At 69.3% G+C, this 25,820-nt stretch carries 25 protein-coding genes; 13 read left to right on the top strand and 12 right to left on the bottom strand.

Annotation, left to right across the window (positions count from 1 at the left end; all coding sequences use genetic code 11):
* The first annotated feature begins 535 nt into the window (after positions 1 to 535).
* Together ACFYNU_RS24720 and ACFYNU_RS24715 are read left to right on the top strand one after the other, a co-directional pair.
* Positions 536 to 1,417 carry a SigB/SigF/SigG family RNA polymerase sigma factor gene (locus tag ACFYNU_RS24720; RefSeq protein ID WP_356585356.1) on the top strand — a complete coding sequence of 294 codons (882 nt, stop codon included), beginning with the start codon at positions 536 to 538 and terminating at the stop codon, positions 1,415 to 1,417.
* 79 nt (positions 1,418 to 1,496) lie between these two features.
* Positions 1,497 to 1,937, top strand: a complete 441-nt coding sequence (locus ACFYNU_RS24715; RefSeq protein ID WP_356585417.1) for a DUF4279 domain-containing protein — start codon at positions 1,497 to 1,499, stop codon at positions 1,935 to 1,937.
* Between the two features lie 39 nt (positions 1,938 to 1,976).
* Here ACFYNU_RS24715 and ACFYNU_RS24710 read toward each other — a convergent pair whose 3' ends face one another.
* Positions 1,977 to 4,118: an MMPL family transporter gene (locus tag ACFYNU_RS24710; protein WP_356585355.1), complete on the bottom strand. Its 2,142-nt coding sequence runs from the start codon at positions 4,116 to 4,118 to the stop codon at positions 1,977 to 1,979.
* Between the two features lie 140 nt (positions 4,119 to 4,258).
* Positions 4,259 to 4,735 (bottom strand): MarR family winged helix-turn-helix transcriptional regulator, encoded by a 477-nt coding sequence (locus tag ACFYNU_RS24705; protein ID WP_356585354.1) that lies wholly within the window; start codon positions 4,733 to 4,735, stop codon positions 4,259 to 4,261.
* Between the two features lie 598 nt (positions 4,736 to 5,333).
* Between ACFYNU_RS24705 and ACFYNU_RS24700 the strand changes: the two genes are divergently transcribed.
* Positions 5,334 to 6,833, top strand: a complete 1,500-nt coding sequence (locus tag ACFYNU_RS24700; RefSeq protein ID WP_356585353.1) for a cryptochrome/photolyase family protein — start codon at positions 5,334 to 5,336, stop codon at positions 6,831 to 6,833.
* Positions 6,834 to 7,166: 333 nt separating this feature from the next.
* On the opposite strand, the gene ACFYNU_RS24695 is transcribed toward ACFYNU_RS24700, so the two are convergent.
* The 8 genes from ACFYNU_RS24695 to ACFYNU_RS24660 all read right to left on the bottom strand — a co-directional run bounded on the left by ACFYNU_RS24695 (position 7,167) and on the right by ACFYNU_RS24660 (position 14,887).
* Positions 7,167 to 8,891 (bottom strand): SpoIIE family protein phosphatase, encoded by a 1,725-nt coding sequence (locus ACFYNU_RS24695; protein ID WP_356585416.1) that lies wholly within the window; start codon positions 8,889 to 8,891, stop codon positions 7,167 to 7,169.
* Between the two features lie 762 nt (positions 8,892 to 9,653).
* On the bottom strand, positions 9,654 to 10,274 hold the full coding sequence (locus ACFYNU_RS24690; protein ID WP_356585352.1) for a dihydrofolate reductase family protein: 621 nt from the start codon (positions 10,272 to 10,274) through the stop codon (positions 9,654 to 9,656).
* Positions 10,274 to 10,780, bottom strand: coding sequence for an SRPBCC family protein (locus ACFYNU_RS24685; RefSeq protein WP_356585351.1), 507 nt, complete (start codon positions 10,778 to 10,780; stop codon positions 10,274 to 10,276). The genes ACFYNU_RS24690 and ACFYNU_RS24685 overlap by 1 nt, the downstream gene beginning before the upstream one ends.
* 3 nt (positions 10,781 to 10,783) lie before the next feature.
* Positions 10,784 to 11,125 carry a metalloregulator ArsR/SmtB family transcription factor gene (locus ACFYNU_RS24680; RefSeq protein WP_356585350.1) on the bottom strand — a complete coding sequence of 114 codons (342 nt, stop codon included), beginning with the start codon at positions 11,123 to 11,125 and terminating at the stop codon, positions 10,784 to 10,786.
* Positions 11,126 to 11,516: 391 nt separating this feature from the next.
* Positions 11,517 to 12,467 (bottom strand): RNA-binding protein, encoded by a 951-nt coding sequence (locus ACFYNU_RS24675; RefSeq protein WP_356585349.1) that lies wholly within the window; start codon positions 12,465 to 12,467, stop codon positions 11,517 to 11,519.
* A gap of 552 nt (positions 12,468 to 13,019) precedes the next feature.
* A complete protein-coding gene (locus tag ACFYNU_RS24670) occupies positions 13,020 to 13,337 on the bottom strand; it encodes a DUF6221 family protein (protein WP_356585348.1) in 318 nt (105 codons plus the stop codon).
* A 224-nt stretch (positions 13,338 to 13,561) separates the two neighbouring features.
* Positions 13,562 to 13,852, bottom strand: coding sequence for a hypothetical protein (locus ACFYNU_RS24665; RefSeq protein WP_356585347.1), 291 nt, complete (start codon positions 13,850 to 13,852; stop codon positions 13,562 to 13,564).
* Positions 13,853 to 13,912: 60 nt separating this feature from the next.
* Positions 13,913 to 14,887: a LysR family transcriptional regulator gene (locus ACFYNU_RS24660; RefSeq protein ID WP_356585346.1), complete on the bottom strand. Its 975-nt coding sequence runs from the start codon at positions 14,885 to 14,887 to the stop codon at positions 13,913 to 13,915.
* Between the two features lie 268 nt (positions 14,888 to 15,155).
* Between ACFYNU_RS24660 and ACFYNU_RS24655 the strand changes: the two genes are divergently transcribed.
* The 4 genes from ACFYNU_RS24655 (at position 15,156) to ACFYNU_RS24640 (ending at position 17,847) form a co-directional block, all read left to right on the top strand.
* The gene (locus tag ACFYNU_RS24655) at positions 15,156 to 16,259 is read left to right on the top strand and encodes a M20 family metallopeptidase (protein ID WP_356585415.1); all 1,104 of its coding nucleotides are present in this window, start codon (positions 15,156 to 15,158) and stop codon (positions 16,257 to 16,259) included.
* Positions 16,260 to 16,305: 46 nt separating this feature from the next.
* Positions 16,306 to 17,106, top strand: coding sequence for a DUF6585 family protein (locus tag ACFYNU_RS24650; protein ID WP_356585345.1), 801 nt, complete (start codon positions 16,306 to 16,308; stop codon positions 17,104 to 17,106).
* An 81-nt stretch (positions 17,107 to 17,187) separates the two neighbouring features.
* Positions 17,188 to 17,439 (top strand): hypothetical protein, encoded by a 252-nt coding sequence (locus ACFYNU_RS24645; protein WP_356585344.1) that lies wholly within the window; start codon positions 17,188 to 17,190, stop codon positions 17,437 to 17,439.
* A 72-nt stretch (positions 17,440 to 17,511) separates the two neighbouring features.
* Positions 17,512 to 17,847, top strand: a complete 336-nt coding sequence (locus ACFYNU_RS24640; RefSeq protein ID WP_356585343.1) for a hypothetical protein — start codon at positions 17,512 to 17,514, stop codon at positions 17,845 to 17,847.
* A gap of 180 nt (positions 17,848 to 18,027) precedes the next feature.
* Here the strand turns inward: ACFYNU_RS24640 and ACFYNU_RS24635 are convergent, their stop codons facing one another.
* Positions 18,028 to 18,402: a hypothetical protein gene (locus tag ACFYNU_RS24635; protein ID WP_356585342.1), complete on the bottom strand. Its 375-nt coding sequence runs from the start codon at positions 18,400 to 18,402 to the stop codon at positions 18,028 to 18,030.
* Positions 18,403 to 18,941: 539 nt separating this feature from the next.
* Between ACFYNU_RS24635 and ACFYNU_RS24630 the strand changes: the two genes are divergently transcribed.
* The 6 genes from ACFYNU_RS24630 to ACFYNU_RS24605 all read left to right on the top strand — a co-directional run bounded on the left by ACFYNU_RS24630 (position 18,942) and on the right by ACFYNU_RS24605 (position 23,848).
* Complete coding sequence (locus ACFYNU_RS24630; protein ID WP_388767253.1) at positions 18,942 to 19,856, top strand: hypothetical protein; 915 nt, start codon at positions 18,942 to 18,944, stop codon at positions 19,854 to 19,856.
* Positions 19,857 to 20,109: 253 nt separating this feature from the next.
* Complete coding sequence (locus tag ACFYNU_RS24625) at positions 20,110 to 20,352, top strand: hypothetical protein (RefSeq protein WP_356585421.1); 243 nt, start codon at positions 20,110 to 20,112, stop codon at positions 20,350 to 20,352.
* A gap of 376 nt (positions 20,353 to 20,728) precedes the next feature.
* A complete protein-coding gene (locus tag ACFYNU_RS24620; protein WP_356585340.1) occupies positions 20,729 to 21,751 on the top strand; it encodes an acyl-CoA dehydrogenase in 1,023 nt (340 codons plus the stop codon).
* Positions 21,748 to 22,512, top strand: coding sequence for a PIG-L family deacetylase (locus tag ACFYNU_RS24615; protein ID WP_356585339.1), 765 nt, complete (start codon positions 21,748 to 21,750; stop codon positions 22,510 to 22,512). The genes ACFYNU_RS24620 and ACFYNU_RS24615 overlap by 4 nt, the downstream gene beginning before the upstream one ends.
* A gap of 41 nt (positions 22,513 to 22,553) precedes the next feature.
* The gene (locus tag ACFYNU_RS24610; RefSeq protein ID WP_356585414.1) at positions 22,554 to 23,141 is read left to right on the top strand and encodes an SAM-dependent methyltransferase; all 588 of its coding nucleotides are present in this window, start codon (positions 22,554 to 22,556) and stop codon (positions 23,139 to 23,141) included.
* Positions 23,138 to 23,848 (top strand): glycosyltransferase, encoded by a 711-nt coding sequence (locus ACFYNU_RS24605; protein ID WP_356585338.1) that lies wholly within the window; start codon positions 23,138 to 23,140, stop codon positions 23,846 to 23,848. The genes ACFYNU_RS24610 and ACFYNU_RS24605 overlap by 4 nt, the downstream gene beginning before the upstream one ends.
* Positions 23,849 to 23,931: 83 nt before the next feature.
* On the opposite strand, the gene ACFYNU_RS24600 is transcribed toward ACFYNU_RS24605, so the two are convergent.
* A complete protein-coding gene (locus ACFYNU_RS24600) occupies positions 23,932 to 25,791 on the bottom strand; it encodes an NAD(P)/FAD-dependent oxidoreductase (RefSeq protein ID WP_356585337.1) in 1,860 nt (619 codons plus the stop codon).
* Between the last annotated feature and the right edge of the window lie 29 nt (positions 25,792 to 25,820).

The raw sequence follows: 25,820 nt of genomic DNA, 5'->3' as shown, positions 1-25,820 counted from the left end.
CGGACGGCGCGTTCCCGCAGCTGAGCGAGGAGTTCCGCGCCGAGGCGCCCGATCAGATACGTCGACGCGGCGGTGGGGGGCCCGCCCCGCCCCGCGGGGGGCCCCCCCCCCCCCCCGCGCCGGGGCCCCGCCCCCCCCCGCGCCCCCCCCCCCCCCCCCCCCCCCCCCCCCCCCCCCCCCCCCCCCCCCCCCCCGGGGGGGGGGCCCCCCCCCCCCCCCCCCCGCGGGCGCGCCCCCCCCCCCCCCGCCCCCCCCCCCCCGGCCGCGCCGAGCGTTCCGGGGTGTTCGGTGCGTTGTGGGCCGAGGCATGCGTCCGGCGCGCGGGCGGTGTCCCGAGGAGTACGAGGCGGCCCTCAGGCGCGGACGAGCACCTCGTATCGCATCCGGTCCTCGCGGAGAACGCGTCACCGCCGGCGCGGTCCGCCTCGGGCCCATCGATGTACCCAAAAGACGAAAAAGATTGGCCCTCTTCTTCGTGTGTGGGAAGCCCCGTGGGGGGCATTTGGCGTCTTGCCTGTCGGCTCCTAACGAAAGGATGGATTCCATGCCAGTCAGACACCTCGCGTACACGGCTCCGGACGCGCAGAGTGGCGACGTCGCGACGGGCGGCCTGCCGTGGATCGAGGACGCGGAGAAGATCGCGCCGAAGGACGCGCGGGCGTTGTCGAAGCTGTTCTTCGACCGGCTGTCGGTGCTGGAGGAGGGCACCCCGGAGTACCAGTACGCGCGGAACACACTGATCGAGATGAACGTGACGCTGGTGAGGTTCGCGGCCCGCCGGTTCCGCAACCTCGGCAGCGGCGACATGGAGGATGTCCTCCAGGTCGGCACGATCGGGCTGATCAAGGCCATCGACCGCTTCGACCTCTCCCGCGAGGTCGAGTTCAGCTCCTTCGCCGTCCCCTACATCGTGGGCGAGATCAAGAGATTCTTCCGCGACACGACCTGGTCCGTGCACGTCCCGCGCCGGCTGCAGGAGCTGAGCCGCGACATCTCCAAGGCCAGGGACGAACTCTCGCGCCGGCTCGACCGCGATCCCACCGTCACCGACATCGCCGGTCACTTGAACCTCACCGAGGACGAGGTCACCGAGGGCCTGGTCGCAGCCGCCGGTTACACCGCCGGCTCTCTCGACGCACCGACCGGTGACGACGACCAGACCACCGACGACCTCACCTTCGTCCGCACCCTGGGCGACTGGGACCCGGGTATGGAACGGGTGGAGAACCTCCACGCGCTGGCACCGCTGCTGCACCAGCTCGACGAGCGGGAGCGGCGCATTATCGAGATGCGTTTCGGCCAGGAGATGACCCAGGCGCAGATCGGCAAGGAGCTGAACGTCTCGCAGATGCACGTCTCCCGCATCCTCTCCGCCACGCTGGCCAAGCTCCGCACCGGACTCCTGACCGACCACTGACCCCAAGCGCGGACAACCAACCAAAGCGTGACTGAGCACTTCACGTGGCGGCCGACGAACGTCGGGTCCGTCGCCCCGGCTGTTCAGCCAGCACACTTCCGCCGACGATATGACCGCGCGGCTGGGCATCACCCCTGTCGAGATGTCCGTCCTCGGCAGCCGCTTCACCGAGCCGAAGGTGATGCCCGTCAGCCACCGCTGGAAGGTCGTCTGCCGGGAGCCGGACCTGCGCGTTGACGAACAAATCGCCCGCATCCTCGACAGGCTCCAGCCCCACACGGCCCGCATAGCCGAACTCGTGGGCCAACTGGCGGCCGACGACGGCGGGGCAGTCCTACAGGTTGTGCGCTACTTCAACGACACCGACCACGACGAATCGCCCGACCACCTGGACGCTCCCGACGCGCCCAACCTCTTCGGCTGGCATCTGGAGCGCGATGTCCTGGACTTCCTCGCCGCAGTCGACGCCGAACTCGACGTGGACGAGTACGACATGACCCCGGGCGAGGACACCGTCTGAGCACGCGACGTGGGCGGCATGGGCGTAGTAGCCGGAGAGTCACCGAGCCCCTGCCGCGCCGGACCCGGCGCCGGAGTCGCCCGGCCGGGTGTCCGGGCGTCGGCTGAGTGCTCCGGGCCACCATGCGGTGGGGCCGATGTCCCTGACCAGAGCGGGCACGAGCAGCGAGCGGACGACGAGGGTGTCGAGCAGTACGCCGAAGGCGACGATGAACGCGATCTGGAGGAGGAACGCCAGCGGGATGACTCCCAGGGCGGCGAAGGTGGCGGCGAGTACGACGCCGGCCGAGGTGATGACGCCGCCGGTGGCGGTCAGCCCACGTAGCACACCTTGCCGGGTGCCGTGCAGCAGCGACTCCTCGCGGACGCGTGACATGAGGAAGATGTTGTAGTCCACGCCGAGGGCCACGAGGAAGACGAAGCCGTAGAGGGGTACGGACGAGTCGGTGCCGGTGAAGCCGAGCACGTGGCGGAAGACCAGCGCGGAGACGCCGATCGTGGCAAGGAAGTTGAGGGCGACCGTGGCCACGAGGAGTACCGGCATGAGCAGTGAGCGGAGTAGTCCGACGAGGATGAGCAGGATGATCGCGAGGACCACGGGGACGATCAGGAGACGGTCGTCCTCAGCGGTGCGCTGGGTGTCGTACTGCTGTGCCGTGTAGCCGCCGACGAGCGCGTCGGCGCCTGGTACTGCGTGAGTTGCGTCGCGCAACCGGGCCACGGTGTCCTTGGCCGCGTCGCTGTCGGCGGCGCCTTCGAGGGTGGCGTCGATCCGTACGCGTCCGTCGACGACCATCGGCGGGCCGCCCGGGCGGCCGGACGCCGTCGCGGGGCTGACGCCCGCCACACCGTCGGTGCGTTCGATCGCGGCGCTCACCCGGGAAAGCGCGTCGGCGTCGGCGATCACCACGGCCGGATTGCCCGAACCGCCGGGAAAATGCTCGCCGAGCGTTCGCTGGGCGGCCACCGAGGGCGCGTCGTTGACGAAGATCTCGTCCAGGGGCACGCCCTTCGCGGTGAGGGTGGGGGCGAAGGCCGCACAGATGATCAGGGCGGCGAGAGTGCCGGCCCACACCTTGCGCGGCGCGCGGTCGACGAGTGAGGCGACCCGCGTCCACACGCCGCGCCCGCCCTGTCCGGGGCCGGTATCGGCCGTGGGGCGGGGCTTCGCGGGCCAGTAGGCGGCGCGGCCGAGGAGCACCAGAACAGCGGGCAGAAAACTCAGGGTGCTCAGTACGGCGCAGACAATGCCGATGGCGCCGACAGGGCCGAGAGCGCGGTTGTTGGTGAGGTCGCTCAGCAGCAGAGCGAGGAGGCCGAAGGCGACAGTGGCGGCGCTCGCCGTGATGGGCCCGGCGGACTGCCGCAAGGCGGCGCGCATCGCGGTGAACCGGTCCGGGCGCAGCGCCAGTTCTTCGCGGAAGCGGGCGGTGAGCAGGAGAGCGTAGTCCGTGGCGGCGCCGATGACGAGGATCGAGAGGATGCCCTGCACCTGGCCGTCGACGCGTACGACGTCCCGGTCGGCCAGCGCGTACACGACGGCGCACGCCAGCCCCAGGGCGAGGACGGCACCGACGATGATGATCAGCGGGAGGAGCACGCTGCGGTAGACCAGCAGCAGGATGACCAGGACGGTGACGAGGGCGACGCCGAGCAGCAGGCCGTCGATCCCGGCGAACGCGTCGGAGAGATCGGCCTGGCTCGCCGCGGGACCGGCCAACTCGACGACTGTGCCCGGTACGGCGGACGCCGCGTCCTGGATTCCGGCGAGGACGCCGGGCAGCGCTTCGCCGAGGCCGGGGCGGAGCTGGACGACTCCTTGGAGTGCTTGCCCGTCCTTGGACGGCAGGGCGGGGGACGCCGTGCCGACGACACCCTGACTGCCGGTCAGGGAGGCGAGAGCGCGGGTCGCAGCGGCGCGGCGCTCGTCGCCGAGCGGTGTGCCGTCTTCGCCGTCCGCCGTCCAGACAACGACGGCGGGCAGGGTCTCCTCCTGGTCGAACGCCCGCTGTGCGTCGATGACTTGAGTGGACTCGGCGTTCCGTGGCAGGAACGCGGCCTGATCGTTGGTGGCGACCTCACCGAGCTTCCCCGCGTACGGGCCGAGCGTGCCGCCGATGCCGAGCCAGGCGACAAGGAGGACGACAGGGACAAGCCATCGGGCGACGCGGATGGTGGGCATACCTCTCCCGGAGAAGCAGGGGACGGACAAGAGGGCACATTCAGCAGTTACCTCAACACTGAACAATCTCAATCATTGAAGTACTTTAGGCGATGGTTCAACCGATGCCCCGGCGGGTGGTGGGAGTGACGGGCGGCGGCTCAGCGGCGGGGCGAACGAACCTGGTTCAGTTCGTCGTTCACCGAGGCAAGGAAGCGCAGGACCACGGCCAGTTCGGGTTCGCTGAAGCCCGCCCGCGCACGCTCCGTCGCCTGGGCGAGCGGCAGGAAGTGGCTCCGGGCGAGGGATCGGGCACCGGCCAGATAGTGCAGATGGACCACGCGGCGGTCGGCGCTCTCCCGCGATCTGCGGATGTGTCCCGCCCGCTCCAGCCGGTCCAGGCACGCGGTCACCGCACCCGACGTCAGACCCAGATGATCACGCAGCCGGCCGGGAGTGAGCGGTGTCTCGGCGTCCAGGATGGCGGCCAGGGCCTGGATGTCCGTCGCGTGCAGACCCTGGCCGGCGGCGAACCCGTGGACCAGCCGGTTGATCTCGCCGTTCATCCGTCGCAGTTCCACCGCGAAGGCCCGCAGGTCCGCGCCGGGCACCGGCACGCCATCATCTGAACTGGTCACGCGCTCAGCCTATAGACACCCCCCAGGTGCAGCCCGCCGTCGTCCTCGCACACGACTGCGGGCCGGTCCCACGGGCCGGGCCCCCACGATCCCAACAGCCCCGCACGACAGCATCCGCAACCTCGACAATCGCCATCGAGCGAGCCAAGATCGCCGTCAACCTCCGCCGGGTCCTCCACTCTTGGGCCCCTGTCATCGCGAAAGCCCTCCGCCACCCCGGCAGGACCACCGCACCGCTCGTCACCGAAGCCTCAGGCACCGGCCGTCACCACGCACCCTCCAGCGACCGCACACGGTGACGCGATCTTCGACGACGCCGGTCACTACGCGACATCTCGACGTGCGCGCCTGCCGGCCTCACCCCCCATACCCTGGGCCGACCGTCAGGTGTGCGGCCGAGGTCGGCCCCTACGCGCCGGCCGCTCGACGCAGCTGTGCACGAGTGTCGGGACCGTGAGCACCGGTATGGCTGGCAGTATCAGCCGGACGGTTCTCCCGTCAGCTGTCGCCGACACCTTCGACTCGCTCTCGCTGCGGACAGGCCGTCACCTCGACGCCGTATCCGCTCCTGGGCACCGGCCACGAGAGGCGCAACCACATGACGCCACGCCCCCACTGGCTGTTCGGGGACCAACTTGGCCCGCACTTCACGAACCCGCGCCACGGCGGACCCGACCGCCAGGCCCCGATGGTCATGATCGAGGCGCGCTCGGTGCTGCGCCGGCGCCGTTTCCACCGCGCCAAGGCCCACCTGGTGCTCTCGGCGATGCGGCACCGCGCCGCCGAACTCGGCGACCGGGTCACCTACATCCGGGCCGAGACATACGCCGAGGGTCTTGAACGGAGCACCGGTGAGCGGCTGACGGTCTGTCATCCCACCTCACGCCGAGCGCTGGACTTCGCCACCGCGCAACAGAACGTGCAGATCCTGCCGGCGAAGGGCTTCCTGGTGAGCCACGACGACTTCGCGACGTGGGCCGGCCGCGGACAAGGACTCCGACTGGAGAACTTCTACCGCTGGGTACGCCGGCGGCACGAGCTGCTCATGGACGCCGACGAGCCGGCCGGCGGGCGCTGGAACCTCGACCACGACAACCGCGAACCCCCGCCACGCGGACCGCGGACTCTGGATGTCCGGGGCCCCTGGCGACCGCGTGAGGACGCGATCGACGAGGAGGTCCGCCACGACCTCGATCGCTGGGAACGCGACGGCGACGTCTCCTTCGTCGGCCGTGACGGCCCAAGGCGTTTCCCCGCCACCCGGCGCGAGGCGCTGTCCGCGCTACGGTACTTCCTCACTCACCGGCTGCCGGACTTCGGCCGCTACGAGGACGCCATGCTCGCCGCCGACCCCGTGATGAGTCACAGCCTGCTCTCCGCGCCCCTGAACCTCGGCCTCCTCGACCCCGCCGAATGCGTGGATGGCGCCGAGCGTGCCTACCGCGCCGGCCACGCGCCCCTCAACAGCGTCGAGGGCTTCGTCCGGCAGATCGCCGGCTGGCGGGAGTACGTCTGGCACTGCTACTGGCACTTCGGCGAGGACTACCGGCACCGCAACGCACTTCGCCACACCACCCCCCTGCCGGACTGGTTCCTCGACCTGGACGCCGACGCTGTCACCGCGAACTGCCTGTCCACCGTGCTCGCACAAGTACGGGACACCGGCTGGACCCACCACATCCCCCGCCTGATGGTGCTCGGCAGCCGCGCCCTCCAGGACGGCTGGAACCCGGCAGCTGTCACCGACTGGTTCCACCGCTGCTTCGTCGACGGCTACGACTGGGTGATGCTGCCAAACGTCATCGGCATGTCCCAGTACGCCGACGGCGGCCTCATGACCACCAAGCCCTACACCTCCGGCGGCGCCTACATCCACCGGATGAGCGATCTGTGCGGCCCCTGCGCCTACCGCCCCACCGACCGCACCGGTGACCACGCCTGCCCCTACACCGCCGGCTACTGGGCCTTCCTGCACCGCCACCGAGACCGGCTGTCCGCCAACCACCGCACCGCCCGCGCCGTCCAGGGCCTCGACCGGCTCACAGACTTGACGGAACTCCTCGACGAAGCCGCCCGACGCGAGGGCACACCTCCCTGATCCGCCGAATCACCCTCACCCCCGCGGAACCCGCCGCGACGTGAACCGGCCAGGACGGACATGATCTCGACACGCCCGACGAGGCCGTCGAGCCGGCCCGCCGCAGCGGCACGACGGTGCTGCGGCTGCGGCTGCGGCTGCGGCTGCCGCTGGAGCGGACCACCGAACGCGACCAGCCAACCAGTGCTGGCAAAGCGCCCCCGACGTACTCAACGCCGCGACTGCAACGCCAGACGGCACCCTCTCCGGCCCTGGCTCCGGCATCCGTCTAACGTGAGCGAATGATGAAACGGCTCCACCGGATTCGCCGACGACCAAGGCAAGCGGAGACCCCTACGTCTCCGTATCCGGAGTGCGCAGGGTGAGGATGGCGACGTCGTCGTCGTTTCTCCTGCCGAGGGTCTGGGCGCGTTCGAGCAGCAGATCGGTGAAGGCGGCCAGCGGTCGGTGGGCCAGTGAGGCAGCGTGCTTACGGAGTTGCTCCAGGCCGTCGTCGATAGGGCGGTCGCGGCTCTCGACGAGTCCGTCGGTGTAGAGGACGAGTGTCGACCGGGGCGGGAGCGGGAGGACCGCGTCGTCGCGCAGTGGTGCCAGGCCGGTACCGAGCAACAGACCGTGTCCCTCGGTGAGGTACTGGGTCCGCCCGTCATGGGTGATCAGCAGTGGTGGCGGGTGCCCGGCATTGGTCCAGGTCAGACACCAGGTCCCGTCGGCACTGCGCTCCACCTTTCCGAAGACCAGCGTCGCTGTCGGTACACCCGTGAGGTGGGTCATCGAGGCATCCAGCCGGTGCACGATCGCACTGGGGGGTTCGTGGTGCGTCCAGGCGTAGGCCCGGAGCATGCTGCGGACCTGCGCCATTCCCGCCGCGGCGTCGAGGTCGTGACCGACCACGTCCCCGATCACCAATGCTGTCGTCGCGTCGGCGACGTCGAACGCGTCGTACCAGTCTCCGCCGACCTCCGAGTCGTCCTGTGCGGGCACGTACCGTGCCGCCATCTGGAGGCCTGGTACGGAAGGCAACTGCGCCAGCAGATGCCGTTGCATGGTCTCGGCGACCTTGCGCTGGCGCTGGTAGAGCCGGGCGTTGTCCAGGGCCAGCCCCGTACGGCGGCTGAGATCGTCCAGCAGCGACAGGTCCGCACCGGTCAGCGGTTCACGGCCCTTCGACCGTCCCAGGGTCAGCGCGCCCAGCACGTCGCGCACTCCCCGTATCGGCGCGATGGCCGCCGACACCATGCCCGTCGCCTCGAACAACCGCCGCTGCTCGATGGCCATCCCGGTGTCCGGCGGTCCCTGGTACGTCTCCGGCGTCACCAGGGTGGAAGCCGCACCGCGCAGAGCCCGCGACAGCGGCATCGGGGAGTCCTGCGGCACCGGCGGCATCGGCCCCTGCAGCTCATCCCGGGTGACGAACTCGCCGCCCTCGTAGTGCACGACGATCGACCGTTCCACCTCGTCGAGCTCGGTGATCAGGTCGACCACCGCCCAGTCCGCGACCCGCGGAACCACCAGACGCACCAGCCTGCGCAGCGCCTCGTCACTGTCGAGGGTCGAGGTCAGCTGCGTGGTCGTCTCGGCCAGCAGCGCCAGCCGCTCGAGCTCCGACACTGCCGAGCCCGGACCCGCCGGGCGGCCGGCGTCCTCCGGACCACGATCCGGGTCCGGGTCCGTGAAGATGACCATCGTGTCCGCGTGACCGTCGACGGGAGCGCATGGCGCGACGAGCCAGGCGAGCTCCACCAGCGAACCGTCACCCCGCTCGAACCACCCACTGCCCACCCGCGCCTCACGAGCCAGGAACGCCTCCGTCATCCGGCAGCTGGCCCTGGCCAGGGGGTGGCCGTGCCGGTCCCTGTGCAGCAGATCATGGGCGTCCCGGCCCACCAGAGAGGCCACATCCCTGTCCAGTAGGCGCTGCGCGTGTGCGTTCGCCCGGGCGATGATCCCGCCCTCGTCCACCACGCACACCGCCGCCCCCACCATGTCAGGCACCCCCGGCACGCGCACCGGTCTCTCCGACGGCACATCACCGACCCCTGCTTCGACCACGGGCATCTCCAGCACCGCCTTCCTCAGAACACCGAGTTCCCCACCAAGCCCTCACGAACCACCCGGTCGGACAGATCCGCCGCACTCCCGGTCTCGATCAGCCGGTTCGCCGTCGGCGCCGCGTGCCGTTGTCGGCCGGCGGACGGACGACGACGAACAGCCGGCCGCCTTCTCCGTCGGTGACGACGGCGCGAGCCCGTCCCCAAGCTCCAGCGGGTCGGCCGACGAGGAGTCCGGCGACTCCGGGGGCATGCCCGAGAACGATCCCGTACGGAAGGAGTACCGCCAGACACTTCGGCAGCAGCGTGAGCAACTGACGCTGTGGTGGCTGGAGCGCATGGTGGCACTGCCGCCCCGAACCTTCGCACGGGCCAGGAACACGACGAGGGCGAGGGCCTTGAGCATCCCGGTGAACGCCCCTGCCTCGCGGGCTTGTTGAGCCTCTCGCTGTACTTCGCACGACTGGTCCCGAAGTCGTCCAGCACATCGCCGTCGGGCTTGCGCCACCGGCCGGCGCCGACGACCCCGATCCCGCAGCACGCCGCGGGGTCGCTTCGCGGCTTGCAAGGTGAGTCAGAAAAGCCCAGCTCGTACGGGCCACGCCCACCTGCTTGGCGACGTGTTCGACCGCGTCGGGCGACCGGTCCAGACGTCTCCTGGAAACCCGGCCACGCGCATTCACCACGTCGCAGCGAGCCACGAAGGTGCACGTCGCCAGGGCGGGCCGTCCTGGCGACGACAGCGGGAGAGAGCGCTGAGCCCGGGAAGTTACCGCCCTTTGACGGTGTAGGTCAGATGCGTCACCTCAGAGGAGGGCTCCGCGCGGACCTGCTCCAGGGCCACGCGGCCGGCGTCCACGCCCTCGAACAGGCGGATTCCGGAGCCGAACAGCACGGGTGACAGCGCAATCGAGAACTCGTCGACCAGACCGGCGTTCACGTACTCCAGAATCGTCGCGCCGCCGCCCGCGATGCGTACGTCCCGGTCGCCGGCGGCCCGGCGGGCCTGATTGAGCGCGACCTCGATGCCGTCGTTGACGAAGTGGAAAGTGGTCCCACCCGGCCGCTCCCAAGGGTCACGCTTCTCGTGCGTCACGACGTAGACCGGCGTGTGGAACGGCGCCTCCTCCGGCCACATCTGCTCGCCGGCGTCGAACATGCGCTTGCCCATCACGCTCGCACCGGTGCGCTCGAACGTCTCCCGCACGATGTCGTTGTCACGCCCCTCCTTGCCGCCCTCGCCCATTTTCAGATTCTCCCGGAAGAACCGCTGCGGAAAGATCCACCGCTGGAGCTCCATCCACTGCCGCCCCATCAACTCCTCGGAGGACTCGGGCGCGATGAAACCGTCGAGCGACATCGACACACTGAAGAACACCTTGCCGGCCATCAACCCTCAGCCCCCTTCCGAACGATTTCGGCGACGTAGGCGGCCAGGTTGCTCAGGGTCTGCCGGCCGCTCTCGATCGCGTGGTATTTCTCTACCGCCTCGTCGTGCTGCTCCTTGGTGGGGAACACGGTGCGCATCTTGATCCGGGTCGCCGCACCGTCGGGCTCGAACGTCAGGACCGACTCGAAGGCGTTCGGGTCACCCCGGGTCTCACCGTGGAGCATCGCGATCCGCTCCGGCGGGGCGACCTCGGTCCAGATGATCCACTCTTGATAGTCCGTCCCGTCCGGTCCGTGCATCACGAAGTCCCACTCCCCGCCGACGCGGAATTCGAATGCCCGCGTCGTGGTGGTGAACCCCTCCGGCCCCCACCATCGCGACAGGTGCCGCACCTCGGTGAACGCCTCGAAAACGAGTTCCTGCGGGGCGTCGATAACCCGGGAGATCACGATCTCGCGGCCGGCTGTCGCCGACTGCTCCACCGATCCTCGTTCTGTCGTGCTCATCAGCTACTCCGCTTTCCTTGTCTGCTTCAGATCCTTCACGTAGGCGTCCAGTCGGTCGAAGCTCTCGTTCCAGAACTGCTCGAAACCACCGGTCCACTCATGGACCGGTCGCAGTCCGCTGGCGTCAAGGCCGTACAGGCGCTGTTTGCCTGCCTTGCGGTCCTGCACCAGCCCGACCTCCCGGAGCACCCGGAGGTGCTTGGACGCCCCCGGCTGGGTCATCCCCAACTCCTGCGCCAACTCGGTCACCGACCGCTCACCCGCCCGCAGCACCACCAGGATCTGCCGGCGCTGCGGCTCGGCGATCGCGTTGAAGACGTCGGATGTCGTCGCTGCTCGTGCCATGGAGCGATCATATGCCGATATCGGAATGCGTCAAGCCGACAAGAATGCGGGTTGAGGACCATCGGAACGAGAACCGGCGCCACCCGCATCTTCGAGGGACTCGGTGCCCTCAGCGCCTGCGACGAACGTGTCGGGCTCGCTCCAGGCGGTGACGACACGGCGGAGGCCCCTGTCCCGCATGAGTTGGGCTCAGGGGCGAGGGCTCCTTCCTCGGCGTGGTCGTGGGGGTCGCTCTCGCGGGAGTAGCCGCGGGCGAGCCCATCGACTGTTTCCCGCGGTGCGGGGATGGTCCCGTTCTGACCTGCGGTGGACGGAGATTTTCGCTGTAGGTCGGCGTACGCGTGAACGCGCGTAGCCGCGTACGGATGGACAGGAAGACAGAGAAGCCAGGTCACCACCGGGCGCGTAGCACGCCGTCGCTGTCGGGCAGAGCGGCCTGGAAGAGCGGGGGGTGTTCGTCGAGGGGCAGGGGCAGCACGCAGGCGGCCCGCGCGCCCGCCACCAAGGTCGCGAGTTGTTGGTGATCGCCCTCGTCAACGGTGACGTGATGGATTGTTGCGTCCGATGCCTCCCAGACGAACTCCACGGATTCATCCTGGGGCAGTGCGGCGAGGGCCGCGTCGATATCAGGGGTGAGATCGGGCCAGACAGTCAGTAGCGCGCGTGGGCCCAGAACGGCGTGCACCGTGTGGAGGGTGTCCTCGGTGAGGCGGTGCCATCGGGTGGCGTTGCGGAGGTATGTCTCTTCCAGAAGCAGCGCCTGCGATGAGGCCAGTGCTGCGCGCACTCGTTCCCAGAAGTGCTCGTCCGCGGCCTGTGTCACCTCTGGTTCCTCAAGATCTGCGGCGTAGGGCGAGGCGGTGATCGGTTCCGCGAACAACCCGATTTCTCGGGTCGTGGCGACGGCTTCTTCGCAGGGCTGGTCGCTGCCGACGTACACGTACTGGTCCCATCCGACGTGCACCGTGAACCTGTCCCGCCACTCCAGTCTGCACCAGGCGCCATTGTCTCGGAGCATGGCGCGGACCAGTTCCAGCGCGACCGGCACCGAGACCTCGGCCCCGTCGTGGTAGCCGGCGAGGTCGGGCGAGAACAGCCCGGCGAGGCCGTGTCCGTCGACCGGCGCTTCCAGGCCGAAGTTGACCCGGCCGGTGACTTCTGGCTCGCGAATCTCCAGCCGGTCGATACCCGAGTCCCGTGCGAAAGCGGCGATCGCCTCCAAGTAAGACGCTTCGACTGGCCCGTGGTCGCTCACCGTGTCCTCGGCCCCGCCGTAGCCGCCGTGCTCGTCGCGGTCGGCGGGGTTGTATTTGGTTATCCGGTGAGCGAAGGACGGCGGCACGCTGCTCCCTGAGCGGTGGGAAGGGGGTGCAAGCGTAGTTCGTGACAGCCGCCTGCCAGGTGGCGCGCGGCAGTGCTGACCCTCCGCACCCGCCCACAGAAAGGCGGTACCTCCCCCACTGCACTGGTACAGGACACCAACTCTGCAGGTTCATCCGTACCTACCTTTGCAAACACGCGAGTACGCCGACACCTGTGATCCCCACGACCGCAGGGATGGCCCCCAAGTGCCGTTCACGAAACGGCGGTTGAGCGCCTGCTCCCCCACGCGCGGGGGGTGGTCCCACATCTCACCGCACGGTGCTCCGTACGATCCGTCTCGATCGAGGCGGGCGCAGTGTTCCGGACAACGTCGGGCTCGGGAAACGCACATCGCGGCGGTCTGCCGCGCCGTCGCCTCCACGACGCTCGGGTTGCGGTCGGCCAGTCGGGTCCTTGTCGGCCAGACGGCTTCGAGAACATGTACGGCAAACCGCTGGGACCTGCTTTAGCCCGCAAGTGTTCGGGCCAACACACGACCTTGCTGGGCACCCTGTTAGTGGGCTGCGCTGCTTCAGGCCGGTGAGGGAAAGTCAGGGTGGTCGGTGTAGGGCGAGGCAAGGTCCCGCAGGTCGTGGCACGGCCATGGGTCGCGGGCGTGACGGGCCAGTATGCGCCGTTTGGCTTCGACCTCGCGCAGGACGCGGGCTGGGTCGTGCAGAGCCACATGCAGTGCAATCGTGGGGGGAAATCCGGAGAGGTCAACCTGACAGAAGTCGACCGTGTGTCCGTGGGCAGACCACTCCCCGCATCCGTCGCCGTCGCAGCGTCGCGCCAAGTCGGCCTCCTCGGCCAGCCGCGCCTTGAGAAACTTCACCAGCTCTTCCGTCATAAGAGCATTCTCGCTGTCGTGCCGCCACCATGAAGCGATCTTGTGGTGCCTGGTGTGATCACTGCGTCGTAGTCGTCCCGGACAGCCCCGACGCCGACAAGGACGGCCACAACACCCGCGCCGAGGTGCTGCTCGCCGAATCGCGCGTCGAACCGACTCCGGGCGGAGGTGACGTCCAGCTCCGCGCCGTCTCTCAGGGCCGATGTCCGTGGCGGTCGAGCAGATCAGTCACCGATGAAGTGGAGATAGCCGGACCGGTGGATGGCCTGTTTCGCGCCGTCGATCACCTGTCGTACGACGGGATTCTGTTCGTTCTCGGGAAGGGATTCCAGCTCCCTCACCAGTCGGCGCAACTGGATGCAGTTGAAGAGGGTGTCCCCGTACCTGTTCACGCCATTGAGCAGACTCTCTTCGGGAGCCGACTCGCAGACACCCATGAAGGAAGCTTCCTTGTCATCCGTGAAGGCGCTCAACCTGCCGTGCCACAGGTCCTCCACGTAGATACCGAGTCCCATTTCTCCCTCTTACGGATCAGTGTGGGTACATGGTCATGACATCGCCCCCGGCGTTGATCATCAGCGAGAGCTCGTAGTGGTCACCCCAGGCCACACAGGCCTCGGGGGTCTCAGCGGTTTCGCCCACTCCGCGACCGCAACGGCTCCGGCCCAGTCCACGGTGTCCCGCAGCAGATCCCGCAGTTTCAGCGCCGCCGGTAGCGGGTCCGCAGGCAGTGCCACATGCACGGTCCGGCGCAGGGCCGGGTCGGTGAGGCTGCACAGGACGAGTTCGTCGGGGACCGCCCAGGCGGCGAGCGAAGGGACCAGTGCCACCCCCAGCCCGGCGGCCACGTAGCCGAACTTCCCGGACCACTCCGCGATCCGGATGATCTTCCTGGGGGTGAAGGCCGCCCTGGCGAAGGCGTCGGCAAGCATCGTGGGACGGTCGCCGTACGCGTTCTGGAGCCAGGCTTCGTCGCGCAGGTCACGCAGGTCGATCGTCCCGGCTCCGGCCAGGCGGTGCCCCCTTGGCAGAGCGACGAACAGCTCGTCCTCGCACAACGCCGTCGTCGTGACACCGCCGGCCGACGGCAGACCGGACGGGTAGTCGCTGACGATGGCGAGGTCCAGCACCCCGTCCGCGAGGCGCGCCATCAGCGTGTCGGTCGGGCCCTCGACCGCGACGACCTCGACATCCGGCCGGGCGTCCTGGAGTGCCCGCAGGGCGGTGGGCACCAGCGAGATGTTGGCGGTGGCGAACGCGCCGATGTGCAGCAGTCCGCCGTGGCCCGCGTGCAGCACGGCCAGTTCCCGCTCCGCCCGCGACAGCCGGTCGAGCACCTCCATGGCATGCCGCTGAAGGGCACGGCCCGCGGGATTCAGCCGTACGCCCCGAGGGAGCCGTTCCAACAGCGGCCCACCCGCCCGCTGTTCCAGCGCGGCGATCCGCCGGGACACCGCGGACTGCGTGTAGTTGAGCCGGGCCGCCGCTTTCGTGAACGATCCGGTCTCGGCCACGGCCACGAGCAGCCGCAGCGCGTCGATCTCGAACACGTTCCCCCTTCCTCCGAGGCCGGCTCCGCCGACTCTCACCATCTTGCCCCAACACATTCCTCAGATGCATGGGTCCCATGCAATCCAGTCGCTGGTGGAATGCCTTGCCCCGCCCTAACGTCGTTCGCGCAGCGGTGCTTTGGGGGGGGGACAAGCGCCGCCGCTCTCCAATGGCCCACGAGATCCGAGGGGGAAGTGTGCTGGTGCGAAAGGGAGTTGAGATGGGACGCGGCCGATGACCCGCAGGGCCGCGCCCGCGTTGTCGGCGATGCTGGCCGATCTGGAGGACCTCGTACTCTGCGAATCCTTCTCGGCGGACCACGCGGCGGTGGCGCGCAGCGCCGAGGTGGTCGGCGCCCTGGGAGCCAGGCTGTTGGGGGCGGGGCCGGAGGTGATCGTGATCGACGGTGTGACCCATCTGCGGTGGAGCTTCGGCGCTCCGCGAGTCCTGCTGGTGGGACACCACGACACGGTGTGGCCCATGGGCTCGCTTCAGAACCACCCTTGGTCGGTGGCCGACGGGATCGCCCGCGGACCCGGAGTCCTGGACATGAAGGCGGGCCTGGTGCAGATGTTCCACGCGCTGGCCTCGCTGCCCTCCCTGGACGGGGTGTGCGTACTGGTCAACGGAGACGAGGAGGTCGGCTCACCGACCTCCCGGCAGCTGATCGAGGAATCCGTGCGGGGGTGCGTGGCCGCCTTGGTACTGGAGGCGTCCGCGGACGAGGAAGGCGCGCTCAAGACCGCCCGCAAGGGCACTTCGCGGTACGAGGTTGTCGTGCACGGCCGTGCCGCACACGCGGGCCTGGAACCGCAGAAGGGGATCAACGCCGCGATCGAGGCCGCTCACCAGATCCTGGCCGTCGCCGACCTCGCAAGCTCGACGGGCACCACCGGTGCTGCCTGCCCCGTCCTGGGAGCGCCGACCATCACGACCACCCTGGTGGCGGCCGGCACCACCGTCAACACAGTGCCCGCGCTGGCGAAGGTGTCGGTGGATGTGCGCGTGCCGACCCTGGAGGCGCAGGACCGGATAGACACGGTCATGCGGGGGCTCGTCGCCCGGCTACCGGGAGCCCGACTGGAGGTATTGGGCGGCAGGAGAAGGCCGCCGATGAAACCGGAGTCCTCCGCCGAACTGTTCGCCCTCGCCTCCCGAATCGCCGCGGAACTGGGCCAGGAACCGCTGCGGGGGATCGCCGTCGGCGGCGCCTCGGACGGCAACTACACCGCGGCTGCGGGCTGCCCGACGCTGGACGGCCTGGGCGCCGTGGGCGGTGGCGCGCACGCGGACACGGAGTACGTCGAGATCGCCCAGATGGTCCCCCGCACCCGGCTGCTCGCGCAACTCATCGACCGAACGACCAGATGAAGCGGCTTTGACAAGTATCGCTCCGAAACGAAACCGAGACCTCTGTATGAGCGTGCCGACTTCCCCGTCCCCTGAAGCCGCCCAACTGGCTTCCCGTAGAGGCTTCGGCCGACTCGAGCACACCTTCCTGCCGAGCAAGGAACTCAACGTGCAGGAGAAGTACCGGGGACTGTTCATCGCCGGTTCCCTGACCGGCATCGCCTGCCTGGCGACCGGAGGCATCCTGCTGTGGGTCTACACGAGCTGGTGGCTGGGGCTCTATCCCCTGCTCTTCTCCGCGCTGGGCATCGGTGCCCTGTTCAACAGCCCCAACTTCCGTAAGAGACTCGGCAGTCAACGCCTGCACCTCTTCGAGAGAGGTGTGCTCGTGGACATGGGCGCCGGGAAGCTGTTCGCCGTCCGCTTCGACCAAGCGGTCCACTACCAGGAAACCGTCCAGGAAGTGATCGTCTACAAAGGTACGAAGACCCCTTACAACGCCACGCACACCTCCACCCTGGTGGCGCCCAACGGCACCAGAGTGCAGATCTCTTCCAGCTTCGCCGACTTCGGGACCTGGCTGCCCTTGATCTCCGAGGCCATCGCCCGCGCCCAGACCCAGAAGGTGTGGGAGGCAGTCCGTGACGGGCAGAAGGTGAGCCACGGCCCGTTCAGTTTGGACGCCACCGGTATATCCACCGAACGCGAAGGGGTCCTGCCCTGGGCGGCCGTCGCGACGATCGATGTCGGTGGGGGCTTCGTGGCCGTCCGGCAGCACGGACAGCCCAAAGCCTGGGCGCTCGCCAAGGTCGAGACCGTGCCCAACCTCCTCGTCTTCCTGACCGTCGCCTCGAACCTCTACGGGTGACGCGCACGCTCGCGCGGGGCCATGGGCACGTGGGCGCCGCCACACGGCCCGTCCCTTGGAGAGACCGTCACAATGGGACGTGTGAAGCTTCCACGCGTGAACTGCGCCGCCTGTGACCGTGCGATCGCTGCCGGGCCGGTCGCCGGCCAGCTGCGGAAGGGCCGTATCTGGCGACACGACGCCCCCGGCCCTCGCCGCGACCCGGACGGCTCGCTGGTGTCGTGCCCCGGATCTCTCGTGACCGTGGATCTGCCGCTGCCCGGCGAACAGCCCTTGTTCGACCTGCCCGAAACCGAGGCGCCCGAGCCCGACCCGGTGCTGTTCGTGATCTAGGAACTGTTCCTGCCTCGGGAAGACTCCACCGAAGTCCCCTGTGCTGGACGACCCTTCACCCCCGGTCGGCCGGTGAACACCTCCAGGGACGTCTACAACATGTATCGCGGCAGGGACGAGCTGACCGGCTCGGTGGGCATCATCGGCGATCAGGAGCCGCGGAAGGACCTGATCGAGAGAGCGGTCGCGGACTTCGGCATGGCCTCCAGCTGGGCCGAACTGGACGCCAAGCGCGAGACGGTGACGTTCACCGACGCGTGGGGGCGGTCGCCTCATACCGGAACTACGGCTTCGACGGCGAGGTCACCGAGGACTACTCCCAGCTGTTCTCCCAGCAGCATGCTCAGGACGTCCTCGGCCCACTCCGGGGCGGTCAGCAGAAGAATCCCCACCTGCGGATGTCTCTGACCGTCGGCGGCCGGGAGATGAGTGCGCCGAGGAGCCTGCAAAGGCCGCCTGAGCCGACGTCCGTCTTCACCCATCACTCTGGATTGTCGGCCTAACAGCAGATAGGCCCAACGGCCGTGTACGCCGCACCAACGCAAGGGCTCGGCACCCGCGCAGCCCTCGTTTCATGGGTGTCGGCGGTCAGGCCGCCCAGTACCCGGTGGACACCCCTGTCGCCTCGAAGTGGAAGGCAAACTTCGTGGCGTCCTTCACGTCGGTGGCGATAACCGTCCACACGCCCCTACGAGCCAGCTTGAAATCGTCCTGGCACTGGGTGTCGCCACTCGACGGGGCGAAGCACACTTTGATGTAACGGTCGGCATTCGTTTTGACGTTGATGTCCGCGCAGTTACTGGTCGTTCGGAAATGGCCGTTGCCTATGTTCGGCAGGAACGTCGAGTTGGCCGGCTTGCTGTAGCTGTGAGCGCTCCCGTAGCAGGTGGCAGCACTGGCGCTCGGCGCGACGGCCCCCAATCCGACGAGTGCCGTTCCGGTAAGGGCCAGGGTCGACGCCATCGAAATCATGCTCCGCACGAGTTCCCCCCAAGTTATCGACGGCACGCACCTTCGTGTCGCGCCTGGTGAACCAACTGTTGCCCGTCCGGTCAGCGCCCGGCCATCCCCTTGCGGCTGAACACAAAAGCGCAGTTCACGGGAGGCTGGCCGCAGCTTTCCTCCTCTTCACCGTCCTCGCGGCCGACAAGCGGCCGTCCCGTCGACCTTGCGGCACAGGGCGTCGAGCCCTCCGCCGCAGGGTCGGTGGCCGGCTACTCCGGACAAAACACCGGGTCCTCTCTCATCAAGGCGACAAGGCCCTCTGCGGCACCATCGAGACCGGCACCGACCAGGACTGATTCGCCATGACTCGCGGCCTCTCGGCGCAGGCCGGACGTGGCAGGGCCTGAAGGTCGCCCGACCGACCGGACGCTCCCTCACGAGCGTCAACACGCCAACGGCCGGTCCTCAAGCCGTACGGCCTGCCGGCCGATACGAGGATCGGCGGCAGTGCTGATTCCTGCCGTCTCCGTGACGAGGGAAGAGAGCGAATGAACGTGATGAAGCACAGGACGGGTATGTCCGTCGCACTCGCTGCCGTCCTGGCCCCGGTGGCCCTGCTGTCCGGTGCCGGAGGAGCAGGCGCGCAGGCGGCCCCCGTACGGGCGGCAACCGCTGCGCCGTCGGTCGACTGGACGGTGGATCTCAGCACGCTGACGATCTTCGACATCCAGGGGAAGATCGACACCGATCTGTGTGCGGACGTGTACGGCACCGTCACCGTCGAGCGCGGAGGTGAGAAGCATGTGCTGTGGCAGCGCGCCCGGGGCAAGACGCTCGCGGTCTGCGAGCCGAACAGGCCGCTCGGCGAGGGAGAGCAGTCCGGCGTCCAGTCCCTGGACATCGAGTCCCACTTCTCCTCCAAGGCCAGTGACACCCGGCCGTGGAAGATCACCGCCGATCTCAAGGACGCCGACCCGGGCGGCTCCGACGACGCCGTCCTCACCGCGGGCGAGACGCTCAGGGTCACCAGGGACAACCAGGGCTACCTCCAGAACGACTACCCCAACCGCCGCACCCGCGCCTCACTCGCCTACGAGATCACTCCCGAGACCTGCGGCCGGACCGCGGCCGACTACGAGGGCAGGACCTTCAAGGGCAGGCTCTTCGCCGGGGGCGACGGCACCATGGCGACGATGGAGTACCGGCGCGGCGGAGTCTTCCAGGTCCGGGTCGGCGGACGGCCCTTCCCCCAGGGCCGCTGGGAAGTCGTCTCCCCCTCGAAGAAGATCGAGGGCAAACTGCACCCCGTCAAGGTCACCAACCGCGGCGGCAAAACCATCGACATCATCCCCACCTGCACCTACGACCCCAAGAGCAACAGCCCCAAGGTCACCACGACGACCACCGTCAGGACACACCCCAACGGGTACGTCAGCGAACGGATCGCCTACACCCTGGAAGCGAAGCAGTAACCCGCATCCGCCACACCGGGACCGGCTCAGGCGGGGGCGCCGTGCGTGGCGCTCGTACGGCGGAGCCGGTCCCGGTCCCGGTAACAACCGCGTTGCGGCCCGCCGAGGCGGGCCCCACCCGGGCTTCCCGTGCACGGAGGGGACGTGCTGACAGCCGGCCCCCCTGGGCCCCCACCTCGGGCCAAGTGCGGTTAGGGGCGAAGGGTGCCCGGCCCATCCGGCACACGACCTGGACGTCGGCTCTCTAGAAGTAGTGCTTCCGGCCACCAACAGCGCGACCCGTGGCGCCGAGCACCCACAAGACCGCACCGATCAGAACAAGTACACCGCCGATGGTCGTAAGGAGGGACACCCCGACCGCCAGGCCGATGAGGAGCAGAATGACGCCAAGAAGAATCATGGTCTTCCCAATCTCAACAAGTTCTTCGATGCGCAGCAGCAGGCAGGACAGCCGTTGCTTGACCCGCCCGCGTGCGGCGACCTTGGCAAAGCGTGACAGCCACCTGACGGCCGACCGCTGCGCCCTTACGCGTGCCGAGTACCCCGCATCCCTGAACGAAACCAGGCCGGCCGCGAGAGCACACCGTGCCCGATGCCTCGCGCCGGGCCGGAGCAGCACCGAGGCGCACCCCTGACCGCGGCCGTTTCTCGAAGTCCACGTCCGGCGAGGCATGAGTGCGCTGATCGGGGAGACCAGGTGGTCCGGCGCATCAGCCTCGGCGGTGCGCGAGCCGTTCCCCGCCGCGGTCCCCTCCACGGGTGCCGTCGGAGCGCGCCGTACGGCTGTCCCGTCACAGAATGAGAACACAACGCACTCGCACGGTTGCTTGAAGTAGCCAGCCTGTCGGTGTGCCTACGCCAAGGAGCCCCGGATGTCTCATGTCTTCTCCCCCGACCTGGCCGAGTTCGCCGGGGCGCGCCGTCCTCCCGGCTTCTCCGCCGAGGAATCGCGCCGTCTGACGGCCGAGAGGTTCACCGCACAGGTGTCGATGCTGGAGGGCGATTTCCCGCTGCCGGGAGGCGGTCGGACACACGAGCGGTTCGCGGCGCTGGCCGCGGCGGGCGAGCAGGACGTGTGCGTCGCCCGGCTGCTGGAGGGGCATGTGGACGCCGCGGCGATCCTGGCGGAGCTGGGGGCGCCGCCACCGCTCCCCGGCGAACGGTGGGGGGTCTGGGCCGCGCAGCCGCCCGGGGAGGGGGTGACCGCCGAGCGGTCCGGCGCCGGATGGGTGCTGCGTGGGCTGAAGAGGTACTGCTCCGGCGCCCACTCCTGCACCCACGCCCTGGTGACGGCGGAGGCACCCGACGGGAACCGCCTCTTCCGCGTCCGGCTCGGCGAGGGCACCCGCCCGGTGCCCGGGACATGGCAGGCGCTGGGCATGGCCGGCAGTGACACACCCGATGTCCGTTTCGACGCCGTGCCCGCCGAATCTCTCGGGGGTGTCGGGTCGTACGTCCAGCGGCCGGGTTTCCAGCACGGCGGCGTCGGTGTGGCCGCCTGCTGGTACGGCGGGGCGCGCGCGGTGGCCCGTACCCTCGCGGAGGCAGCCGCCCGGCGCTCGGACCCCTTCACCCACGCACATCTCGGCGCCGTCGACATGCGTCTCCACGCCGCCGGGGCGGTGCTCGAACAGGCCGCCCGCGAGATCGACGGCGATCCTCTCGACACGGCGGGCACCGCCGGGCTGAGGACCCTGCGTGTGCGCTCCTTCGTCGAGTCCGTCTGCGCCGACGTCCTGACTCACGTCGGGCGGGCCACCGGCGCGGGCCCGCTGTGCCACGACGAACGCCACGCCCGCGCGGCGGCCGACCTCACGGTCTACATCCGGCAGCACCACGCCGAGCGCGATCTCGCCGAACTCGGCACGCTCGTCGCCCGTCGGGGGTCACTGTGACCTCGTACGCCGACGGCCGGCCGGTGTACGCCGACCCCATCCAGGCGCCGGGCACCGACGAGGCGCTCTGGCGGTCGTGGCCGGGCTGGGAGGGACTTCCCGACTTCCGGCTGCCCACGTCCGGCCGGGTGGTGGTGGTCGCCGCCCATCCGGACGACGAGGTTCTCGGCGCGGGCGGCACCATCGCGCTGCTGCGCGACGCGGGCGCGGAGGTGACGGTGGTGTCCGTGACCGACGGCGAACGTTCCCATGCCGAGTCCGGCAGGGTGACCCCGGCGGACCTGGCCGGCATCCGGAGCGGGGAGCTGCGGGACGCGCTCTCCCATCTGGGTGGGGCGGATGTCGTCGCGCTCAAGGTCCCCGACACCGAAGTGGCCGTGCACGAGGACCGGGTGCGGAGCGACCTTGCGCGCGTACTGACCGGCGCCCGGCTGTGTCTGGCGCCCTGGACGGGTGATGTGCACGGCGATCACGAGGCCGCCGGACGGGCCGCGCTGGCCGCGTCCCGGGACCTCGGGGTGCCATGTGCGATGTATCCGGTCTGGATGTGGCACTGGGCGCGACCGGGTGACCCGCGCGTGCCGTGGGGGGACGCCGCGCGTGTCCGGTTGCCCGACGGTGTGCTGCGGCGCAAGCGCCTGGCCGTCGACTGCTTCGTGAGCCAGACCGAACCGCTGGGCCCGCTCCCCGAGGACGCGGCGATCCTGCCCCCGGACGAACTCGCCCACCATCTGCGGCCCTTCGAGGTGGTCTTCGCGTGACGGAGCAACGGTCGGGGACTCCGGCCTCCTACTTCGAGGACATGTACCGGCGGGCGGACGACCCGTGGCATCTTTCGGAACGGTGGTACGAGCAGCGGAAATACGATCTGACCGTCGCCGCGCTGCCGCTCCCCCGCTACCGCCGGGCGTTCGAGCCCGCCTGCTCGGTCGGCGAACTCACCCAGCGGCTGGCACCGCGATGCGACTCGCTGCTGGCGTGCGACCGGGTGGCCTCCGTCGTGGCGGGCACCGCGCGGCGCTTCGCCGGGCTGCCGCGGGTGACGGTCCGGCACATGACGATTCCCGACCAGTGGCCGTCGGGCACCTTCGATCTGATCGTGCTCTCCGAGGTTCTCTACTACCTGGACGAGCCGGCTCTCGACGGCGTCCTGCACCGGGCGACGGCCGCGCTCGAACCCGGCGGCACGCTGGCCACGGTGCACTGGAACCATCCCGTACGGGAGCACCTGAGCACCGGCGACGCCATCGCCGGGCGTCTGTCCGAGGTCTCCGGTCTCTCCCTGCTCGCCGACCACCGCGAGGAGGACTTCGTTCTCCAGATCCACACACGTACCGGTGCGGACGGCCGCACCCCCGCGAGTCCCGCCCGGCGAGAGGGACTCGTATGACCGTCAGGGCGGTCGCCGTCGTCGTACCCGCGCACAACGAGGAGAAGTTGCTGCCGAGGGCGCTGGAGGCCGTGCGGCTCGCCGCGGCCGATCCCCGTCTCGCCGGCGTGCGCATCGTGACGGTGGTCGTCGCCGATTCGTGCGTCGACCGCACCGCCGAGATCGCCGCGCGTGCCCGGGCCGTCGTCGTCTCCACCGACTGCCGGAACCCTGGCGCGGCCCGGGCCGTCGGTGTCGCGCACGCCCTGGATCTCCTGGGCGCCGACGGTACGTGGATCGCGTCCACGGACGCCGACAGCGCCGTCCCGCCCCACTGGCTCGGTTTCCAGCTCATGAAGGCGCGGGAGGGATGGGCGGCAGTCGTCGGCACCGTACGCCTGCCGCCTTCCGTCCTGGCCTTCCGTCACTCCCTCCGCTACGACGCCGAACGCCCGGCCTCGCCGGCGCCCTGGGACCACCCTCATGTGCACGGAGCGAATCTCGGTGTCAGCGCCGACGCCTACCGCGACGTCGAGGGGTTCCAGCCGCTCGCGGTGGGCGAGGACCACGCCCTGGTCCGCGCGCTCCACCGACGGGGTCACCGCATCCTGCGAACGGACGAGTGCCCCGTCCTGACCTCCGACCGGCTCCATGCCCGTGCCGTCGGTGGCTTCGCCCAGAACCTCGCGGCCCTCTCGGCGCCCACCACGACGCACCGATCGCCATGAATCGGCCTCCCGACCCGACGACCACCGGGTAAGCCATCACCGCCTGTAGCAACTGCGTCGTCGCCCTCGCGAACGACCGTTTCTCACTCGGCCCCGACGAGGACGTCCTTCATTCCCCCGTCGGCGCGCCAGCGCCGGAGGAGTTCGAAGAACGCGACCGGCCCTTCGCCGTACGTCAGGCTTTCCTTGCTCGGCTCTCCCTCGTTGTTGTAGTAGCTGGGGGTGCACTCGGCCTGGAACGAGTACAGGTCCACCGCCTTCTCCTTGATCGTTGCCACCCAGGCGGCCTCTGCCCCGGCCGTCGGCTCCACGTAGCGGGCTCGGCGCTCGCGCGCCTGTGACACGACCTGGGCGACGTGACTGGCCTGCTCATCGAGGAGATGCACAAAGTTGGAGGCGACAGCGTTGTGCAGGGGCCCGAGGTGGAAGAGGTTGGGGAATCCGTGGCTGTAGAAGCCGTGGAGCGACTTGGCGCCGTCCTTCCACGACTCCTTCAGGGAAACGCCTCCCCTGCCGTACGCCGGGAGTTCGCCGGTCAGGACCGCCGACAGGCCGACCTCGAATCCGGTCGCGAAGATGAGACAGTCGACCTCGTACTCCGTTCCGCCGACCACGACGGCGTTCTTGGTGATCCGCTCGACGCCGTGGGTGTCGGCGGTGTCCACCAGGGTGACGTTGGACCGGTTGAAGGCCTCCAGATACGTGTCACTGACTGTGGGCCGCTTGCACATGTAGCGGTACCACGGCTTGAGCTTCTCGGCCGTCGCCGGGTCGCGCACCGTCTCGTCCACGCGTGCGCGCAGCTCGTTCATCTTCTGGAAGTCGACCATCTCGTAGGCACGTTCGCGCTCTTCCGGCGAGATGTCCCCGTACCTGTTCGTCGTCGGGATCACCTTCTCCAGGAGCCGGGCGCTGCTGGTCCAGGAGTCCTCCACCATGTCCTCGTCCGTCTGAACTCCGGAGATGACCTCGAGGAAGTTCTCCATCCGGCGCCGCTGCCAGCCGGGCTCCAGGGACTTGGCCCACTCCGGGTCGGTGGGCCGGTTGTCGCGTACGTCGACGGTGGACGGCGTGCGCTGGAACACGTACACGTGCCGCGCGTCGGCTCCGAGGTGCGGCACGACCTGGATGGCGCTCGCTCCGGTGCCGATGAGGGCCACGCGCTTGTCGGCGAGCTTGTCCAGACCGCCGTGCATGTCGCCACCGGTGTACCCGTAGTCCCAGCGGCTCGTGTGGAACGCGGGGCCCTCGAACGTCTCGATACCGGGTATTCCGGGAAGCTTGGCCTGCGTGAGCGTTCCGCCGGCGACCACCACGTAGCGCGCCCGGATGCGGTCACCCCGATCGGTGGCGACGATCCACTCCGACGCGGCCTCGTCCCAGCGCAGTTCGGTCACCCGCGTCTGGAAGCAGGCGTCGCGGTAAAGGCCGAAGTGGTGTCCGATCGCCTGTGCGTGCTGCCAGATCTCGTCCCCGGGCGCGTACTTCCACTTCGGTACGTAGCCGACCTCTTCGAGGAGTGGCATGTAGACGTACGACTCGATGTCGCAGTGGAGGCCGGGGTAACGGTTCCAGTACCAGGTGCCGCCGAAGTCGGCGCCCTTCTCGATCACGCGGATCGACTTCACACCTGCCTGGCGCAGCCGGGCGCCGGCCAGCAGACCGCCGAACCCGCCGCCGATGATCAGCGCCTCGACCCGGTCGTTCAGCGGCTCCCGGGTGAACTCCTGATCGGCGTGGGGATCGTTGTCGAAGTGGCCCAGCTTGCCGGCGGTACGCCGGTACTGGGCGTTGCCGTCGGGGCGGATACGGCGATCCCGCTCGGCGCGGTAGCGCGCCCGCAGTTCGGCGGGGTCGAAGCCCAACTCCTCCGGGGTGGTGGGGTCGGGGCCTTGCGAGGTGCCGGGGGTGCGGGGGGTGCGGGGGGAGCGGGGGGTAGGCATGAAGTACTCGCTTTCTCGACAGTCGTGGC

This window comes from Streptomyces sp. NPDC006643 (assembly GCF_042870175.1).
In the GTDB taxonomy this organism is placed as follows: Bacteria; Actinomycetota; Actinomycetes; order Streptomycetales; family Streptomycetaceae; genus Streptomyces.
The sequence above is the reverse complement of the archived record's forward strand: the minus strand, read 5'-3'. Positions and strand labels throughout refer to the sequence as shown.